The sequence below is a fragment of the Cytobacillus sp. genome, from assembly GCF_964223445.1.
GTDB lineage: Bacteria > Bacillota > Bacilli > Bacillales > Cytobacillaceae > Cytobacillus.
Window position 1 is genome coordinate 1 of the sequence record NZ_CAXQGS010000109.1, and the last position, 12,934, is coordinate 12,934.

Annotated in this window: 16 protein-coding genes; 10 read left to right on the forward strand and 6 right to left on the reverse strand. The window is 43.5% G+C overall.

From position 1 onward, the window contains the following. A partial coding sequence (gene galE / locus ACEQ1T_RS19210; protein ID WP_372530249.1) for a UDP-glucose 4-epimerase GalE occupies positions 1-723 on the forward strand: 723 nt, incomplete at its 5' end. On the opposite strand, the gene galU is transcribed toward galE, so the two are convergent. Then, positions 718-1,578, reverse strand: coding sequence for a UTP--glucose-1-phosphate uridylyltransferase GalU (galU, locus tag ACEQ1T_RS19215; RefSeq protein WP_370224296.1), 861 nt, complete (start codon positions 1,576-1,578; stop codon positions 718-720). The genes galE and galU overlap by 6 nt on opposite strands. A gap of 156 nt (positions 1,579-1,734) precedes the next feature. Between galU and ACEQ1T_RS19220 the strand changes: the two genes are divergently transcribed. From ACEQ1T_RS19220 to ACEQ1T_RS19230, 3 genes are read left to right on the forward strand one after another with little or no spacing between them, the layout of a single operon-like run. Continuing rightward, positions 1,735-3,414, forward strand: coding sequence for a DUF6044 family protein (locus ACEQ1T_RS19220; protein ID WP_370224298.1), 1,680 nt, complete (start codon positions 1,735-1,737; stop codon positions 3,412-3,414). 15 nt (positions 3,415-3,429) lie between these two features. Continuing rightward, positions 3,430-4,467, forward strand: a complete 1,038-nt coding sequence (locus ACEQ1T_RS19225) for a glycosyltransferase family 2 protein (protein ID WP_370224300.1) — start codon at positions 3,430-3,432, stop codon at positions 4,465-4,467. Continuing rightward, positions 4,421-4,858 carry a GtrA family protein gene (locus ACEQ1T_RS19230; RefSeq protein ID WP_206841174.1) on the forward strand — a complete coding sequence of 146 codons (438 nt, stop codon included), beginning with the start codon at positions 4,421-4,423 and terminating at the stop codon, positions 4,856-4,858. Before ACEQ1T_RS19225 ends, ACEQ1T_RS19230 begins: the two co-directional genes overlap by 47 nt. A 115-nt stretch (positions 4,859-4,973) precedes the next feature. On the opposite strand, the gene ACEQ1T_RS19235 is transcribed toward ACEQ1T_RS19230, so the two are convergent. Next, entirely contained in the window at positions 4,974-5,474 is a 501-nt protein-coding gene (locus ACEQ1T_RS19235; protein WP_370224302.1) for an MEDS domain-containing protein, read from the reverse strand. Between the two features lie 227 nt (positions 5,475-5,701). Here ACEQ1T_RS19235 and ACEQ1T_RS19240 point away from each other — a divergent pair, with 227 nt between their 5' ends. Then, positions 5,702-5,854 (forward strand): hypothetical protein, encoded by a 153-nt coding sequence (locus ACEQ1T_RS19240; protein WP_206841178.1) that lies wholly within the window; start codon positions 5,702-5,704, stop codon positions 5,852-5,854. Positions 5,855-6,078: 224 nt separating this feature from the next. Next, positions 6,079-6,279 (forward strand): cold-shock protein, encoded by a 201-nt coding sequence (locus ACEQ1T_RS19245; protein ID WP_009335135.1) that lies wholly within the window; start codon positions 6,079-6,081, stop codon positions 6,277-6,279. A 314-nt stretch (positions 6,280-6,593) separates the two neighbouring features. On the opposite strand, the gene ACEQ1T_RS19250 is transcribed toward ACEQ1T_RS19245, so the two are convergent. Then, positions 6,594-7,421, reverse strand: coding sequence for a MerR family transcriptional regulator (locus tag ACEQ1T_RS19250; protein ID WP_370224303.1), 828 nt, complete (start codon positions 7,419-7,421; stop codon positions 6,594-6,596). 99 nt (positions 7,422-7,520) lie between these two features. On the opposite strand from ACEQ1T_RS19250, the gene norA reads away from it, so the two are divergent. Continuing rightward, positions 7,521-8,708 (forward strand): multidrug efflux MFS transporter NorA, encoded by a 1,188-nt coding sequence (gene norA / locus ACEQ1T_RS19255; protein ID WP_370224304.1) that lies wholly within the window; start codon positions 7,521-7,523, stop codon positions 8,706-8,708. Positions 8,709-8,792: 84 nt separating this feature from the next. Next, positions 8,793-9,233 carry an SRPBCC family protein gene (locus tag ACEQ1T_RS19260; protein WP_370224305.1) on the forward strand — a complete coding sequence of 147 codons (441 nt, stop codon included), beginning with the start codon at positions 8,793-8,795 and terminating at the stop codon, positions 9,231-9,233. Between the two features lie 106 nt (positions 9,234-9,339). Here the strand turns inward: ACEQ1T_RS19260 and ACEQ1T_RS19265 are convergent, their stop codons facing one another. Then, positions 9,340-9,489 (reverse strand): hypothetical protein, encoded by a 150-nt coding sequence (locus ACEQ1T_RS19265; RefSeq protein WP_206841187.1) that lies wholly within the window; start codon positions 9,487-9,489, stop codon positions 9,340-9,342. A 339-nt stretch (positions 9,490-9,828) separates the two neighbouring features. On the opposite strand from ACEQ1T_RS19265, the gene ACEQ1T_RS19270 reads away from it, so the two are divergent. Next, on the forward strand, positions 9,829-10,260 hold the full coding sequence (locus tag ACEQ1T_RS19270) for a GreA/GreB family elongation factor (RefSeq protein ID WP_370224307.1): 432 nt from the start codon (positions 9,829-9,831) through the stop codon (positions 10,258-10,260). 206 nt (positions 10,261-10,466) lie between these two features. Further along, on the forward strand, positions 10,467-11,588 hold the full coding sequence (locus ACEQ1T_RS19275) for an NADH-dependent flavin oxidoreductase (RefSeq protein WP_370224308.1): 1,122 nt from the start codon (positions 10,467-10,469) through the stop codon (positions 11,586-11,588). A gap of 90 nt (positions 11,589-11,678) precedes the next feature. On the opposite strand, the gene ACEQ1T_RS19280 is transcribed toward ACEQ1T_RS19275, so the two are convergent. Further along, positions 11,679-12,140 (reverse strand): FixH family protein, encoded by a 462-nt coding sequence (locus ACEQ1T_RS19280; protein WP_370224309.1) that lies wholly within the window; start codon positions 12,138-12,140, stop codon positions 11,679-11,681. 25 nt (positions 12,141-12,165) lie between these two features. Then, on the reverse strand, positions 12,166-12,934 hold a 769-nt coding region (locus ACEQ1T_RS19285; RefSeq protein ID WP_370224310.1), incomplete at its 5' end, for a PepSY-associated TM helix domain-containing protein.

Sequence of the window (12,934 nt, forward strand, 5' to 3'; positions counted from 1 at the left end):
CTGGAGTTCAGACGTGTGCTCTTCCGATCTCTAAAAGCTTTAGAAGCACATAAGGTTAAACAGCTTGTGTTTTCGTCCACCGCCGCAGTATATGGTGATGCGAAAAGCCAGCCTATACGGGAAGACGCGCCGCTCAAGCCTGCAAGCCCGTATGGCGAGACAAAGCTTGCCATTGAACGGATGCTCCATTGGTGGGCGCAGGCATCAGGAGCCAGGTTCGTGTCGCTCCGTTATTTTAATGCTGCAGGGGCAAAGGCATCAGGGGAGATTGGCGAAGACCATCAGAACGAGACACACCTGATCCCGATTATCCTGCAGGCGGCACTTGGAAAAAGAGAATCTGTCTCCATTTTTGGTGATGATTATCCAACAAAGGATGGTACTTGTATAAGGGACTATATTCATGTAGAAGATTTGGCTGAAGCCCATCTGCTGGCACTCCGTTACCTGGAAGAGGGAGGGGATAGCACTGTCTTTAATCTGGGGGGCAGCAAAGGGATTTCTGTAAAAGAAGTAATTGAAACCGCAGCTGAGGTAACAAACAGATATTTTAAAGTGACGATTGCTCCCCGTCGGTCTGGAGACCCGGCAGAACTGGTTGCTTCATCAGAAAAAGCAAGGTCAATGCTGAAATGGGAGCCACAAAAAACAAGTATCCGCCAGATCATCGAGGATGCCTGGAGCTGGCACAGGTCCCATCCTGACGGATATCGCAAATCATAATCGAATCTGCCTTAAGTATTGTGAAAGTTTCTCCTTCAGTTCAGGTCTTTGCAGGGCATAATCAATCGAGGCTTTAAGAAAGCCAAATTTATCTCCAATATCATAACGGCTTCCCCGGATCAGGTACGAATAAATTCTTTCCCGGCGAAGCAAAGCATGGAGGGCATCTGTCAGCTGCAGCTCGCCTTTGCTGTCCGGGCTTCCGTTCTCAAGCATGTCAAAGATCGACGGTGTTAAGATATAGCGGCCAATAATCGCATGGGCAGATGGGGCTTTTTCAGCAGGAGGTTTTTCCACGAGGCTATCCACTTTGTATAATGGGCCCCTCTGTTCTGAATAGCCGACAATTCCATATTTATTGACTTCAGACAAAGGAACCTCACTGCATCCGAGGATGCTTGCCCCCGTTTGGTTATACTGCTCAATCATTTGCAGCATGGCAGGAGGCTCCCCATCAATTATATCATCGCCAAGGAGGACGGCAAACGGCTCCCTGCCAATGAACTTTCTCGCGCATAAAATAGCGTGCCCCAATCCGAGCGGCTCCTTTTGCCTGACATAATGGATATCAGCCAGATTGGTTATTTCGCGAACTTCCTCAAGCATTTCAAGCTTTCCGGTTTTCTGCAGCAGCAGCTCCATTTCAACCGATTTATCAAAGTGATCTTCAATAGCCCGTTTGTTTCTCCCGGTTATGATGATGATATCTTCAATCCCGGAAGCAATGGCTTCCTCGACAATGTATTGAATGGCGGGCTTGTCGACAATGGGGAGCATTTCCTTTGGCTGTGCCTTTGTGGCCGGCAGAAACCGGGTTCCAAGGCCTGCAGCGGGAATGACCGCTTTTTTAATCATTTAATTCCCCCTTTATTTAGAAATGCTGTCACCTATTTTTATGAGCGGGCAGGTTGTATTATCCCTTTATGGTGTGAATTTGGCTGTTCGGGAATATTTTGGACGTGTTCGTGAACCCTAAGCCTGTAAATAATCTTGAACCTAGAGGTGTAGAGATTGCTTTTGAAAAAAAATACAGCCGAGAAAAATCTCCTTATTCTCGCCATTATTGCTTTGGTCCTGTTTGTATCCCCTTTGTATATATTAGGTGAAAACGCGCATATCCGCGTTCATGATAATCTGGATTCCAATCTGGCCTGGTATAAAGTCCTGGCTGAAAGCGGGCAGCTGACAGGTTCAATAGATGCTGTTATTCCGCAGATTATAAATGGAAATCTGTCCAGAAATGCATTTGGCTCTGAATTTACTTTAATTGTGTGGCTGTATGCCCTCTTCCCGACGATGATTGCCTATGCACTCAGCCAGACGATTACAAGGGTATTTGCCTTTATCGGCATGTATTTGCTATTGAAAAAGCACTTCCTTAAAGAAGAGAAGTGGGGACCCATTACGATTGGGACAGCTCTAGCTTTTGCTTTCACGCCATTTTGGCCTTCCGGTATGCTGAGCACGCTTGGGATGCCGCTTGCGCTCTGGGCGTTTTTAAATATCAGGCAAGGGGAAAGATCCTGGAAAAATATCCTGGTCCTAACTCTATTGCCATTATACTCGAGCATCGTTCTTGGATTTTTCTTTTTCCTGAGCGCCATGGGGATATTTTGGCTGACAGATGTAATCAGAAAAAGAGCATGGAATTGGCCATTTATACTGTCCATTGCCTATATGACTGGAATCTTTTTTATCGTGGAATACAGGCTTGTTTTTTCCTTTTTGTTTGACGATGAGCCGAACAGCCGGGATGAATATTTTCATGCGAGATTAACCTTCTGGCATTGCGTGAGGCTGACATTAAAAAACTTTGCTCTGGGGCACCACCATGTTGCCTCGATGCATACTCTGGTCATTCTTCCGCTGATGTTCGTGGCGCTATTTATGACGATAAGGCAGAAAAATTGGAAGAAGGAAAAGGTGTTTTTATTTCTTTTCTTGCTTAACTTTGCCCTATCAGCATGGTATGCCTTCTGGTTTTACAAAGGCTGGATGCCGCTTACAGAGCGTTACCATGTTCTGGATACATTCAACTTTGCCAGGTATCATTTTTTAAGGCCTCTGGTTATCTATGTGCTTTTCGCGCTCTCCTTGAAAATCATTTGGTCCCATGGACCGTTCTGGAGGCGGCTGGTTCCGGTTTTTGTGCTGGGGCAGGTGATTACCGTTTCATTTTTTAACGAGGAAATCCTTTTTCAGGATAAGCCAACGATCAAGCAATTTTATGCTGAAGAGCAGTTCTTGGATGTTAAAGAATATATTGGGCAACCGCAGGAGGAATACCGTGTTGCAAGCATTGGCCTTCATCCTGCCATTGCCCAGTATAATGGCTTCTACACGCTGGATACGTATAATAATTTTTACCCCTTAACATACAAATATCAATTTCGGAAAATCATTGAGAAAGAACTGGAAAAAAACAAAGGTATCCGGATTTATTTTGATGAATGGGGCGGAAGGTGCTATCTCTTTACGGACGAGCTTGGAAAGCATTATATGTTTAAAAAGCGGACGAAAAAAAGGCTGAAGAATCTTGAGTTGAATACAGAAGCCTTTAAGGCCATGGGCGGTTCTTATCTTTTTTCATCCGTCCCGATCGACAATGCTGAAGATAATCAGCTTAGGCTGGAGAAGGTTTTTGAATCAAAAAGCTCTGTGTGGAAAATCTACCTTTATAAAGCCATATAAGCAGGGGGAATTAGAATGACCAACCCGGTACTCACCATCGTAGTTCCTTGCTATAACGAAGAGGAGGTACTGCCGGATACTATTGATCAGCTGAATGGGCTGCTTGAAGAATTACTGAATGAGGATCTTGTTTCTGATAAAAGCAAAATATTGTTTGTGGATGATGGCAGCAGGGACAGGACCTGGCAGATCATTTATAAGCAGAGCCTGAATAACCCAAAAGTACGGGGGCTGAAGCTTGCCAGAAATGCAGGACATCAGAATGCCCTGCTTGCGGGATTAACAGCCGCAGGAAAAATATCGGATTGCACGGTTTCCATTGATGCCGATCTTCAGGATGATATTGCCGTGATCCGAGAGTTTATCCTGAAATTCCGCGAAGGATATGACATTGTCTATGGAGTAAGGAAAAAAAGGGACAGTGATACGTTTTTCAAAAGAAGCACGGCACAGGGATTTTATAAACTAATGAAGAAAATGGGCGTAGATCTTGTCTATAATCATGCTGATTTCCGCCTGATGAGCAAGCGTGCCCTGGAAGAGCTGCAGCGCTATGAGGAAACCAATCTTTTTTTACGCGGAATTGTGCCCTTGCTGGGCTATAAAACGGCCCATGTTTACTATGACCGCAAAGAGAGGCTTGCCGGAGAAACGAAGTATCCTCTGAAAAAAATGCTGGCCCTTTCCTTTGAGGGCATTACTTCTTTTTCCGTGACGCCGATCCGGATGGTATTGGCATTGGGGATCGGTTCTTTTTTTATCAGCTTTCTATTTGGCCTCTACTTTCTAGGATTGCGCTATTTTGGCGAAACGGAAACCGGCTGGACATCATTAATCACCTCGATCTGGATGCTGGGGGGGCTTCAGCTGACAGCTATTGGCCTGGTGGGGGAATATATCGGGAAAATCTATAAAGAGACAAAACGCAGACCTAAATTTTCGATTGAAGTAGATGCGTTTAATTTACCGATTTCCCGCCATTTAATTACGGACGGAGACCATGATGATGAGTTCGCGGACATTCATTTTGGAACATTATCTGAAACGAACTGATACCTTTATTCGATTTTTGCTTGTGGGAACATTGAATACAATTGTCGGGCTATCTATGATATTTATGCTGCTGGATTTGGCGGGGATGTCGTATTGGACTGCAACATTTCTGGGAAACAGTGCGGGGGCAGCGGTCAGCTATTTCCTCAACAGATCGTTCACCTTTAGGAGCAGGGCCCGCATTCAAAGCAGTGCGGTGCGCTTCATTTTCATTCTGTTTTTGTGCTATATTCTTTCTTACTCCATAAGCGGCATGGCTGCAGAGTTTATCCAGACTTTTACCCTGCTCGGGCATGATGTTTCGCCTGAAGAGCTTGCGGTTCTTTTGGGAGCGGGCATTTACACATCAACTAACTATATCGGGCAAAAATACCTCGTTTTTACTAAATAGTAAAACTATTGCCAACAAAGCAGGTTTGGGAATGTTACGGGGGAGACAAATTAGTCTCACGTATTAAAGGTGAGACTAATTTTATTTACAGTAAATCCTGTCTGTATTTTTCTGTTCATTCATTTACAAAAAAATTATGGCAAAATAGAAGACTTTCTTTTAATTCTTGACTAACCCTGTCTGAATCGTAGGCACAAACAGACAGAAGTTTTGTTTTGGCAACAATTAGATCAGCTTCTTTTTCAGATGCCGATAATTTTTTGCTGACTTCCAGTTCGTCACGCCATTCGACATGAGCCCAGCTCCGGACAGTTAAATCCTGTTCTGAATAACCTTCAATTAAGTTTGGGAGGTAATCGAAAATAGAATTAACTCTAAAGTCCCCCTTGGCATAATAGAAGTCATAATTATTGATGAACTCTACTTTTTTCAGGCAGCTCTTATTCAACTTCAGTGTGAGGCTTTCCTTAATCAGTGGAGTCATTCGGTCATTTTCTATAATGATGGAGTATTCATTTCGTTCTAATCCGGAAAGAACAAATTCAATAACATCTGAAATATATTGGTCCTGGTTCTTGAAGAGATATAATACATGTCCCTTAGTAAGGTCTTGCATTTCATGAACTTCTTTTAGATGTATCCTTTCCAAATTTGCACCCCGCAGAATTCTGACATTTTATGCCTGCTAATTCAGTTTATCATACTTTGATCTTGAAAAGGGTTCACCAGGGAAAGAAGAAATTCTTCTTTCGAAACCCTTGTTGATTGATTGTAAATAAAATGCAATAGTGTTACCCTGAAACGACATAGTGCATTTCCTATGTAAAAAGGAGCGAATACACTATGCTTAGTAAGGAAGAAAACTTACTATTTATTAGAGAACTTGGACGTTTGCAGGCTGATTTTGAGAACTGCAGCGATGATCAAGTATGCAACAGCATTCATCAGGATATTCTTTTACTTCTTAAGGCTCTATCCATGACTGCTATGAAATAGCAGTTTTTTTTGTTTAATATTTGAAGTGTGAGTACGCTAGAATGGAGATACGATGTTTTCTATTGTGTGTTTTCTTGCATATAATTCTGAAAAGTGTTAATCTGAATAAGAATTATTTTTGTTCGGTGTAAAGGATAGTTTGAGTAAAACTTTACGTCTTGATGATCACTGAGAGCAAGGATAGTAACACAATGTGTGTTGATACGCACAAGGAGGCAACAAAAATGGAAAATGGTAAAGTAAAATGGTTTAACAGTGAAAAAGGCTTCGGATTCATCGAACGCGAAGGTGGAGAAGACGTATTCGTTCATTTCTCAGCTATCCAAGGCGAAGGTTATAAATCTTTAGAAGAAGGTCAAGAAGTGACTTTCGATGTTGAGCAAGGTCAGCGTGGAGCTCAAGCAGCTAACGTGCGTAAAGCTTAATTATATAACCAAACTCAGGGCAGGCTCTTTATGGGCCTGTTTTTTTGTGTGAAAAATTAGGAAGTAAAAATTTTGAGCGTCGATTACTGTCTAGCTCCAGCGCCTACCCCCTCGAGGTCACAAGCCAAGCCTCCCAAAAAGGCAAAGGACGCCTTTCCGGGAGGCTCGTCTTGTGCTTGTCGGGGGTGGACAAGGCGCTTACGCTTTTCTAATAAGGAACCCTGCTCACGAATGAGCAGGGCACATGTACACGGTAAATCAAATGGTAAATCAAGTGTATCATATTATTGTGAATTTTCCTAACCGCGGGAATCCTATCCCCGGTGAACCTGCATCATAATTTTAGTGACATAATGCTCCTTATCATTCTGTACTACGGTATCATAAATGTACTCTTCAAAAACATGCTCCCCTAAGGTTAAATGCAGCCGTTCCATCTCTGAGAAAAGGCGCTTATAGGTATCGGTGATAGTTTTTTCGCTCCCAACATGATAGCCGATGAGGAAATCACCTTTTACGGCCCGAAAATATGGATGTCCCTCCTTTGGATTGGGCTGCTCGATATACAAATAGCTGTAATTGGAGAATTCCCCTTTCAGCACCTGCTCCCGCTTTGTTATAGATCCGATCGGATATCCTGAATCAAGCTGTGAAAGCTGCAATTCATTAATAAAGTCCGAGATGACCTCCACAAATTCTTCATCTGATATATTTTGAATGTTCCTGCTTAGATATAGGGTTGCTTCCGGCAATGGCTGAAGCGTAATCCTATTAAAATCAAGCTGAGAAGCTTCTTCCATTAATCCGATTTTGGCCTCGATCATCTTCTCCTTCATTTCGATTTCCTGCCGTTTTTTTACAATTTCCTCTTTTTTCCGGTACATGATGGATAGAAAGCTTTCGGGCGATTTATTTTGCATGTACTGCTGAATATCGTTAAGCGACATGCCAAGATCCTTTAATAAATCAATCACAAAAAATAACTCTAATTGGTGAATGGAATAATAGCGGTAGCCTTTTTCATTTTTCTTTACCGGGGACAAAATCCCGATTTGATCGTAATAAAAGATTGTCTGCTTGTTAACCTTGCAAAGCTTTGCGAATTCACCAGTCGTTAAATATTTGCCATCTTTTTTACTCATTTTTTACATCACTGCCCTTGACTATATAGTTACTATATACACTAGGATAAAACGTATAATTAAATCAAGTTTGATTGTTTTGTAAGGAGTATGATATAGATGAAAACACAAAAAATCACTTTAGGATTATTATTGACGAATTTATTCATAGCCTTTCTGGGTATTGGACTGGTCATTCCTGTCCTGCCTACCTTGATGAATGAATTGGGCATAACTGGCACAACCATCGGGTATTTAACAGCCGCTTTTGCATTGGCCCAGCTGATTGTTTCCCCGTTTGCAGGGAGAGCAGCCGATAAATGGGGCAGGAAGGTCATGATTGTTACCGGCCTATTTATTTTCGGCCTTTCTGAATTTTTATTCGGGATCGGCAAAGAGATCGAGCTGCTGTTCGTTTCCCGGATCTTGGGCGGAATTAGTGCGGCCTTTATTATGCCGGCCGTGACAGCCTTTATCGCTGATATCACGACGACGGATACCCGTCCAAAGGCACTCGGGTATATGTCAGCCGCTATTAGTACCGGATTTATTATCGGTCCCGGCATCGGCGGGTTTTTAGCGGAATTTGGTACGCGAGTGCCATTCTTCTTTGCGGGTGCAATGGGTGCACTTGCAGCAGTGCTTTCGATGATTTTATTATCTGAGCCTGAGCGCACTGAAGAGGAAAATCAGGAAGGGGCAGTAGAGGGCAGAGGCGGCTTCCGACGCCTGATGGAGCCAAAATATCTCCTGGCCTTTATTCTGATTTTTATTGCCTCATTTGGGCTGGCTGCTTTTGAATCATTCTTTAGCTTATTTGTGGATCACAAGTTTGCTTTTAAACCATCAGATATCGCCATTGTAATCACGGGAGGGGCCATTTTCGGAGCCGTATCCCAAATCCTCCTGTTTGACCGACTGACCCGCATTTGGGGCGAAATCAAACTGATCCGCTACAGCTTAATACTATCCGGCCTGCTTGTGTTTTTAATGACTGTTGTTCATTCCTACTTCTCGATTTTACTTGTAACCTTCATTGTGTTTGTAGGATTCGACTTATTTCGCCCGGCTGTCACTTCCTATCTTTCGAATATCGCCGGCAATGAACAAGGCTTCGTTGGCGGCATGAACTCGATGTTTACAAGCCTCGCGAATATAAGCGGCCCTATTATTGGGGGAATGCTGTTTGATATCGATATTAACTATCCTTATTATTTTGCAACGGTCATCCTGGCATTTGGGATTGGATTGACGCTGGTATGGAAGAAGCCTGCAGAGAAGGCATCCAAAGTGGTGAAGGCAGTATAGCTAATTAAAATACACATTATAAAAAAATATAGTGTGCAGGATATAATAAGAAGTATTAATGATCTGAAAGAGAGCTGATTTATTGTGGATACTCAAATAACTTCGAAAATAAAAATAAATAAGCCGGCCAATGTGGTGTTTGAAGCAATCGTAGACCCAGCTAAAATCGGTCACTTCTGGTTCTCGTCGAGTTCTGAAAGATGGGAACAAGGCAAGTCGATTATAGTGAAATATGATGAATATAACGCTGAAGGCATTTTAAATGTTTTAGAAATTGAGGAAAGTAAGAAAATCGTGTTTTCATGGGGCGGAGAAACGAATGAAGAAATTGTTGCCATTACACTGAATGAACCGGATCATTTGAGTACAATCATTGAGGTGAACGAATCTGGTCTTGATGAAAATGACCCTGAAGCCGTAAGCAAGATGCTGGGACAAAAAGAAGGCTGGATCTATATGCTGACTTGCCTCAAGGGCTATTTGGAACATGGCATTAGTGATTTGAGAGCGTCATTAATCCATTAATAAGATTTCTACTATGATACTGTCAGTTAACCCAGGCGTAATGCCTGAAAAGTTTGCGTGCTAAACAAAAAGAGTGAATTAACGATTAATTCACTCTTAAAGATAATTAATTTTTAGCACCATTTTCCGGGTATGGCTGACCGTATCCTTCCACTTTCCCAGCACGTTCTCTTTCATATTCTGAGCCTGCACCTTGACGATTATCAACTGAGGATTTCGCTGCTTGCTTCTCTGATTTGCCGTTCTGACGTGACAATATCTTCACCTCCCATACACAGTTTAGATTGCTTAATAATTGTGAAACTATTCAAGGGGGACACAGGTTTAATGGCCCAGAAATGATGCGGGGCGTCCAATTGATGGTGAAAGAACTTTCTTAGATTCAGATGATAATCCTCCGGAAGCCTGCCGGTGAGCCCATAAGTTAGCTGGCTTTTCAGGTACATATATGCTATGTTGTTAATATATAGTAGACCTTTCTTCGTTAACGGGAAAGGTCTGCTTTTTATATATTCAAAAGAAGGATGGTGCATGGAAATGACAGTAGAATTGAAGTTTTGCCAGGTGTTTGATCCCAGCAGGGGGGGTATCTATTATGAACCATAGTCTTGAGGCTCTGACTGAAAAAGAGTACTTTATTAAACAGCTGACGTTTATTGATGAAAACTATCAGGATTTGAATAGCCTTTATGTATCTTCCACTCCGTTAAAGGAGCGGAAAAAAGACTTCCTTAGTATTTATGTAAGTGAAGTGGAGCAATACATTGCGCTTTGTAATCAGGTTCCTGGAGAACCGCCTTTGCGAAAAGTGTTGATTGGAACAAAGGTAACCGTGTTATTCGACGGGGAGGATGACCGGGAGGATTATTATATATGCCTGCCCGATCAGTCGGACCCTGATAATGGCTGCATTTCATTCTTGTCTCCTGTCGGCAGGCAGCTACTGTTAAAAAATCTGGGTGAGCAAACCTCACTGATTATCCCAAGCGGTCAACTGGATGTGGTAATTGAAAATATTTCTTATTAGGATCAGGAGACAGGTTAACATATTTTTACTTGGAGCAGAGGGACAGAGGACCTGTCCCCCTGTCCCGCCAGGCGGAAGGAGCTTGAGGTTCAAATAATTGACTTCCTAAACTGTAACTTATAATATTACAGTATCGTTTTCGCTGTCAGTTTATTTTGCGTAAACATTAAACAAACTAGGTTTGAACGAAAAAAGGAGTGATTTACATGAATCCAAGCTATAAACCGCTATTAGAATCTCTTCAGTTAAAAAATCATGTGGAATTAAAAAACAGAGTGGTCCTGGCTCCAATGACCAATTTTGCATCCCATCCGGATGGAACGGTATCAGATGCCGAGATCGAGTATTACGTACGCCGATCTAAAGGGGCCGGAATGGTGATTACGGCTTGTACAAATGTGTCTGCCAACGGAAAGGGATTCCATGGTGAATTCGGCGGCGATCACGATGGGATGATTCCTAGTCTTTCGAGGCTGGCAGCCAGCATTAAAGAGCAGGGGGCCAAAGCCATTCTCCAAATCTTTCATGGCGGGAGGGAATGCCCTCCAGAGCTCGTTCCAAATGGGGAAACAGTCAGTGCCAGTGCGATTGCATCTGAAGGAAGCAGCAACACGCCAAGAGCACTGTCGGAAAAGGAAGTGGAGGACATCATTACCGCTTTCGGCGAAACAACTCGCAGGGCTATCCAGGCAGGCTATGATGGCGTCGAAATTCATGGAGCCAATGGCTATTTAATTCAGCAATTCTTTTCTCCGCATTCAAATCGCCGCGAGGACCGTTTTGGAGGCAGCCTTGAAAAGCGCATGACGTTCCCTCTTGCTGTGATAGACGCAGTCCAAAAAGCGGTAAAAGAACATGCGAAAGAGCCATTTCTTGTCGGGTACCGTTTTTCTCCGGAAGAGCCTACTGAGCCAGGGATCACAATGGAAGATACACTTCAATTGGTCGATGTGCTGTCAGATAAAGGGCTGGACTACCTTCATGTCTCCCTGATGGAGTTCTGGTCCAAGCCAAGACGCGGGGCTGATGAAGCTAAGCCGAGAATTCAGCATCTCTTAGAAAAAATAGATAATCGCCTGCCGCTTATCGGAGTAGGGTCGATCCATACCCCTGATGAAGCCGTAAAAGCACTGGAAACGGGAGTGGCCATGGTTGCTCTAGGCCGGGAATTGATTATGGAGCCCGATTGGGTGCAGAAGGTGCAGGAAGGCAAAGAGTCTCAAATTGCCACCACTTTATCCAGGAAGGATCAGGAAAAGCTGGTCATCCCGGATCCGCTCTGGCAGGCAATCGTAAACACTCCAGGGTGGTTTCCGGTTGTAGATTAATTGATACATTTAGAAATTATATTAAAGGGCAGAAGTGACAGTCTTTACTGTCATTTCTGCCCTTTTGTTTTCATATTTCTCCATCTTTCCTTAATGATGATGACCCTGCCCCGCTTCCTGCCTGCCTGTTCCTTCTTGCAGGAATTCCACGTCGCTTTTCGACAGCTCTCCCACAATAAACTGCTTTTGCGGCATGATCAGGCTATCGTCTTGCTGGGCGTGCACTTTTACAAAGTAAAGGCCATCCTTGTCAAAATCCTTGCTGATGCTGTAGACGCCACCGCCCTCATCGGCTGCTTCCTCCATCCCATATCGGACAGTGCCGTCCTGTTTCCATATCTCAAAATGAACAAAGTCGGCATGAACAGCAGGCTTGCCGTCCTGTGTGAGTGTGGCTCTAATCGTCTCCTGTTCTCCAGCTGTGAAATTGTCAGGTGTTTGTATTTCCAGCTTCAGCGGAGTTTCCTGTTTGTAAAGCTCTGCTGCGTTCTCATCCAGTGAGCATGCACTCAGCAATGACAGCAGCAGGACCATAAAGATATATTTTTTCACGGTATTAGACTCCCTTAACCTAAACTTACGCATTCAGAAACCTCTTCAACGCAGGTATTCTTCGAATCAAGCTTAAGTCAATCATCAAAACAGCGATGATCGATAAGCCGACTAATGGGAATAGGATTCCCATGGCAATTAACAGCAGGAAGAATCCCTTTGTATTTTTGAACCCAGCTTGTTTTGGCGCACCTATTTCTTTTTTCGGCTTGCGTTTGAGCCACAGATAATAGCCGCTTACGGCCACAAGGATGATGCCTAAACAAATGAAAAGACTGATTAATTGATTGATCAGGCCAAATTGTGTTCCGGTATGAAGTGTAATTCCCCAAGCGACCATTTTTCCGATCCAGCCATAATTGTCATAGCGGTAATCCGTCCAAACCGCACCTGTGTATTGATCGATATGCATCGTAATCTCATCCTGCGCTTTTGGCGGGAAGGCGGAAAGAGTGTATACACCCGATTTATCCTGCGGAATATAGATTGAATAACTTGGATGCACTCCTTCACGTTCCGCAATAGATACTACATCATCAATCGGGAGGCGAATGAATCCCTGAATGTCCGAAGCAGGCACGTCCAGATTTTCGGCTGCCCATGGAACATCAGCAATGTCTTTCGTTTGGATGGTTGACTGGGGTCCGCTTCCAACCCAGATCGCAGGAGGATAACCTTGCCCGGTATTAGTTGCCATCGACTGAAAGTTCGTGCCCCAGAATCCGGACCACGGGAGTCCTGTCATGATTAAAAAGAGCATCCCTGCTGTGACCCAAAAGGCAGGTACAGCATGC

Bases quoted from the DNA above. Each gene is read 5' to 3' on its own strand.
- galU (WP_370224296.1), bottom strand. From the start codon at position 1,578: ATGATTAAAAAAGCGGTCATTCCCGCTGCAGGCCTTGGAACCCGGTTT.
- ACEQ1T_RS19225 (WP_370224300.1), top strand. From the start codon at position 3,430: ATGACCAACCCGGTACTCACCATCGTAGTTCCTTGCTATAACGAAGAG.
- ACEQ1T_RS19230 (WP_206841174.1), top strand. From the start codon at position 4,421: ATGAGTTCGCGGACATTCATTTTGGAACATTATCTGAAACGAACTGAT.
- ACEQ1T_RS19235 (WP_370224302.1), bottom strand. From the start codon at position 5,474: ATGCAAGACCTTACTAAGGGACATGTATTATATCTCTTCAAGAACCAG.
- ACEQ1T_RS19240 (WP_206841178.1), top strand. From the start codon at position 5,702: ATGCTTAGTAAGGAAGAAAACTTACTATTTATTAGAGAACTTGGACGT.
- ACEQ1T_RS19245 (WP_009335135.1), top strand. From the start codon at position 6,079: ATGGAAAATGGTAAAGTAAAATGGTTTAACAGTGAAAAAGGCTTCGGA.
- ACEQ1T_RS19250 (WP_370224303.1), bottom strand. From the start codon at position 7,421: ATGAGTAAAAAAGATGGCAAATATTTAACGACTGGTGAATTCGCAAAG.
- norA (WP_370224304.1), top strand. From the start codon at position 7,521: ATGAAAACACAAAAAATCACTTTAGGATTATTATTGACGAATTTATTC.
- ACEQ1T_RS19270 (WP_370224307.1), top strand. From the start codon at position 9,829: ATGAACCATAGTCTTGAGGCTCTGACTGAAAAAGAGTACTTTATTAAA.
- ACEQ1T_RS19275 (WP_370224308.1), top strand. From the start codon at position 10,467: ATGAATCCAAGCTATAAACCGCTATTAGAATCTCTTCAGTTAAAAAAT.